This is a genomic window from Plesiomonas sp., from assembly GCF_051650925.1.
In the GTDB taxonomy this organism is placed as follows: domain Bacteria; phylum Pseudomonadota; class Gammaproteobacteria; order Enterobacterales; family CAMTGL01; genus Plesiomonas.
The window spans coordinates 1-4,652 of sequence record NZ_JBOFRH010000469.1 but is presented as its reverse complement, the minus strand read 5'-3'; the positions used below and the strand labels follow the sequence as shown (position 1 = coordinate 4,652).

Here is a 4,652-nt window from a genome sequence, read left to right as displayed (position 1 = left end):
GGCAGCGGTGTTCCTGTCCCTTTAATATTAACGATTACAGGCTGTACCACTTTATTCACACCATCACTGACAGTCACATTAATTGTCACACTTTGATCTTGTGCTGAAACAGGCGCTTGATAGGTGATAGTTGCTTTATTGGTCGTACTGACCACTGTACCTGCTGATGCACTGAAAGTTAATTTATCACCGTTTGCATCAGTCGCCGACACATCAAAGCTGACCGATTGGCCGCTGGCCACACTAACACTGGCAGGTGCAGTGACAACCGGAGCCGTATTTGCGGCACGAATATCTAACTGATACGTATAATCTTTATTCTTCACAAAAATTTGATTGGTGTATAAATCACCTGAGGAATAGATCACTTTATCGGTGTTATCCAATACCCCAACCTGCACAATACTGGCGTAAGTGCTGTTCACTTTGGTGGCTAGCTGCTGCCCCCATACGGATTCAGTTTCATTGCTACTGGTCAGGGTCAGTGTTTCAGTCACCACTTCTTTACCTGATGCATCAAAAATTCTAAACCACACTGTTTCACCGCTTTTTGCATCTTGGCCCGCTTTAATAAAACTGCCTTTATTCAGCCAAGGTGCAACAACAGCGCTGCCACCTCCAAAGCTCAGATCGCTACAGTTATAAAAACCCTCTCCGGCCGGATCAACACGCTGCCAGCGGGTATATAACACCGCATCTCCGGTGCGACCTGTCGGCAACTGCACATCCATTTGGTAATATTTTTTACCGTCAATTACCGTTACCGGAAGATCATTAAAACTCGCAATCAGTTCTAAGTCAGCCCAGTTCAGTTTTTGTGTTGCAGAATCAAAACCTTGTTTTGTTAGGAATATTTGCCAAAAGCTGGGGTTATGTGGGGTTGCAGCCATAAAACGTAGAGTGGTTTTCCCACCTTTTGAGAGATCTATCGCCGTTTTTTTCCAATCAGGCGAAGGCTGATCAATACCGGCTTTTTTATCATCACCGGCAGAACATAAACGCCCATCAGGAATGGCTGCTTTTACTGCATTGAGATCGTTATAATTAGAAACTAACTTGGAAAACTCAGGTTTTTGTACAAAAGGATACCAGCTTGACTGTAGGTAAGCCTGACGGCACGCAAGATTGGGAATGGTGGAACCATTTTGTGAATCCCAATAACCCCCGTCTTTATCACAAAACTCCTGTCTGGCCGCAGGGAACTCCATGTACCCGTGTGCAAAGGTTAAAGAGGGAGCGGCGAGTAACAACGCCAGTGATAACGTAGAAAAAGCAGTTCCTTTATGCATACACAATCCTGAGTTGAGTAAAGAGTGAGGGCTACATTGAAATCCGGCCAGAAAACCCGGAGGAAAATCAACGTATCAGCTTAACTGCAACACCATTATCATAGATTGTTTGCGCAATGTTAATTTAATGTAGCAATCACTAAAATATATGCGAAACCGACTGTGTACTTGCTGAAAAAACAATCAACATTACATTCAACACCTCGTACTAAAGTGATAAAAAAAGAGCCTTTCGGCTCTTTTTTTGTGCATATGCTTCCCGTAGACACTATTTGCGCTTTTTCTTCTTCTTTTTTCCCTCATCCTGCTGCGCTTTCAGCTCTGCTTTTATCAGCTCTTCTTCTGCTTCTCGGATCACCATGTCAGGTGTTTCAAGGCTAATACGACCAATAGTTGCAGTACGGAACTCATTCAATAACAAACTGGCCACTTTATTTAAGTCAGCAATACCACCACGACGTAAGCAACCGCGCTGACGACCAATAGCATCCATCAGCTCAATATCACTGTCCGGCAACTCGCTTAACTGAAAACGAGCCTTCAATAATTCAGGGTATGCCTCTAAAAAATACTCGGCGGCAAACATGGCGACTTCTTCGTGATCAATCACGGTATCTTTAATCGCACCGGTAATGGCTAAACGAAAACCACAGGCTTCGGGTGTCAGCTTTGGCCACAAAAAACCGGGGGTATCATGCAGAATGATATTGTTATCGAGCTTAATACGCTGCTGCATTTTGGTCACACCCGCTTCATTACCGGTTTTCGCAATAATTCGGCCAGCCAGTGTATTGATTAAGGTTGATTTTCCGACGTTAGGAATGCCCAATATCAACGCACGTAACGGCTTATAATCACCACCACGGTTAGGCACGATTTTTACACACGTATCAAGCAGGGCACGAATTTGCTCTGGCTGCTGCTGTGTTAACGCAATTGCCTTAATGCCCTTCTCTTTTTCTAAATGTGCTAACCACTGTTGGGTTATTTCTGGATCTGCTAAGTCAGATTTATTAAGAATTTTCAGGCAAGGTGTATCACCACGCAACGCCGGCACCAGCGGGTTTTCACTGCTAAACGGAATACGGGAGTCGAGTACTTCAATAATAAGGTCAACATTAGGCATTACCTCTGCGATCTCTTTGCGGGCTTTATGCATGTGCCCAGGAAACCAGTTAATGGCCATTTTTAGACTCCTCAGTCAATCCGCGTACTACCGGTGCGGCTTAAAATTTATCGTATCATGCTTGCTTGCCGCAGATCTCATCTCTACCCACGCAGATATCTACAATAAGGGGAGCATCACTCCTCTCGAGGGAAGGCAAGAAAGAGCGCATATTCAGCAAACTGAGCTCATATTGTAAAGCGGGCGATTGTAATCGTTTAACGCTGATTAAACCAAGCATTCTGCATATAAAGCTGCATAGGGTGTTAACCGAGTATTGTCTACATAACGAGTAAATTGACACTTTATTTACACTATTCGATCGCGAAAGGTTGTTTATCTAAAACTTTTATCTAACATAGGAAATATAAACAGATACGAATACAGAAATATTCAAGTGCAGAATCAAAGAGCCGACCCTGCGCCAGTCTCTGAGCATTTATTGAATATAATCACGACAAGACTTGACCCCTAATACAACAGATAGCTGTTGAGTGAGCGCACAGATGCTACGAACTCGCACCAAAATGTTTATCAGGAAAATCCTCTACGCAGTACTGATCATCTGGTGTGTATGCTATTTGCTCAACGCGGGTTATCAAACCACAACAGGGCAATCTGGGTTGTGTGACCCGTATGTGCTGAACATTGAAAATATTGATCAGTATTTCGATGCGCTTTACCGCTGTAATATTTACGATTAAGCGCATACACCCTATTTTGTGAAGGCAATCGAATACACTTGCCTTACGATTTTTTTCACGGTGTAAATAAAAGCAGTTAGTGCGCTTAGTTTACTGAATCGATTCAGATTGCTTGAAAATCGCGTTTTCCTGCCTATAATGGTCACAGTAAACACTGAATGTGACCTGTATCTATATTTTTTATCGTCACATTCATTCGCGATAAACAGACGCACTATTGATTATTTATGCATAAAAGTGCAAGTCATACAATCGCACACTTAACGAACAAACAGGCTATTGAATACTCGATTACTGATAAACAGACCTGCTGATTATCATGCGTACAAAGCGTGCTTTATGCGCCTAATCATTCAATAACCCGCAGATACAATACATTGGTGTTATGTATGGCAAACTGCATACCGATAACACGGATGTAACGTCAGGCTAGGGTGTTACATTCGGCCATTTGCATCACGCGTTTAGGAATATGATTTATTTTATATGATTAACCTTTTCGGCAATTTACGACAAACGCTATACCGAGGCACTCACACCGCTCTCGCAGCTATCTTGCTGAAAAGAAATAATAATTCCCTATTGATGCATGCCCGTTTTACGCTGACACACCAACTATCACGCCTGAATAAAACAATCTTCAAAAATCTTTCATCTTTCTATTGTGTTATAGCGTTACTACTACGCTCCGTATGCCAGCAGCTCTGCGCTTATTTGCTGACTGGTCACCCGAATTTATTCATTACTCGTTGCAGATAATTTGACCATGAAAAAAACTAAAATCGTTTGTACTATCGGCCCAAAAACTGAATCTAAAGAGATGCTCGGCAAGTTGCTAGATAGCGGCATGAACGTGATGCGTCTGAACTTCTCGCACGGTGACTACGAAGAGCACGGTAATCGTATTCTTAACCTGCGTGCAGTTATGGCTGAAACCGGAACACGCGCGGCTATTTTGCTTGATACTAAAGGCCCAGAAATTCGCACCATCAAACTTGAAGGTGGTAACGATGTTTCTCTGGTTGCAGGCCAGACATTTACCTTCACCACTGACAAAACCGTTATCGGTAATACCAGTTGTGTAGCGGTAACTTACGAAGGTTTTGCACAAGATCTGAAAGCAGGCGATACCGTTCTGGTTGATGATGGCCTAATTGGTATGAAAGTCACTTCAGTGACTGAAAACAGCGTTATCTGTACCGTTCTGAACAACGGTGATCTGGGTGAGAACAAAGGCGTTAACCTGCCGGGTGTTTCTATCCAACTGCCAGCACTGGCTGAAAAAGATAAGCGCGACCTGATCTTTGGTTGTGAGCAAGGTGTTGATTTTGTTGCTGCATCTTTCATCCGTAAGCGTGATGATGTGCTGGCTATCCGTGAGCACCTGAAAGCACACGGCGGAGAAAAAATTCAGATTATCTCTAAAATTGAAAACCAAGAAGGCTTGGACAATTTTGACGAAATTCTGGAAGCGTCTGACGGCATCATGGTTGC

4 protein-coding genes are annotated in these 4,652 nt (G+C 43.2%); 2 read left to right on the top strand and 2 right to left on the bottom strand.

The genetic code is table 11. From position 1 onward, the window contains the following. Nucleotides 1-1,289 (bottom strand): lytic polysaccharide monooxygenase (locus ACRC27_RS11420; RefSeq protein WP_438639913.1); only part of this gene is annotated, 1,289 nt, incomplete at its 3' end. A 268-nt stretch (nt 1,290-1,557) separates the two neighbouring features. Beyond that, the gene (gene ylqF / locus ACRC27_RS11415; RefSeq protein ID WP_438629994.1) at nt 1,558-2,475 is read right to left on the bottom strand and encodes a ribosome biogenesis GTPase YlqF; all 918 of its coding nucleotides are present in this window, start codon (nt 2,473-2,475) and stop codon (nt 1,558-1,560) included. Nucleotides 2,476-2,960: 485 nt separating this feature from the next. Between ylqF and ACRC27_RS11410 the strand changes: the two genes are divergently transcribed. Beyond that, nucleotides 2,961-3,158 (top strand): hypothetical protein, encoded by a 198-nt coding sequence (locus tag ACRC27_RS11410; protein ID WP_438623404.1) that lies wholly within the window; start codon nt 2,961-2,963, stop codon nt 3,156-3,158. Nucleotides 3,159-3,924: 766 nt separating this feature from the next. After that, the coding region (gene pyk, locus ACRC27_RS11405; protein WP_438639912.1) for a pyruvate kinase at nt 3,925-4,652 on the top strand (728 nt) is incomplete at its 3' end.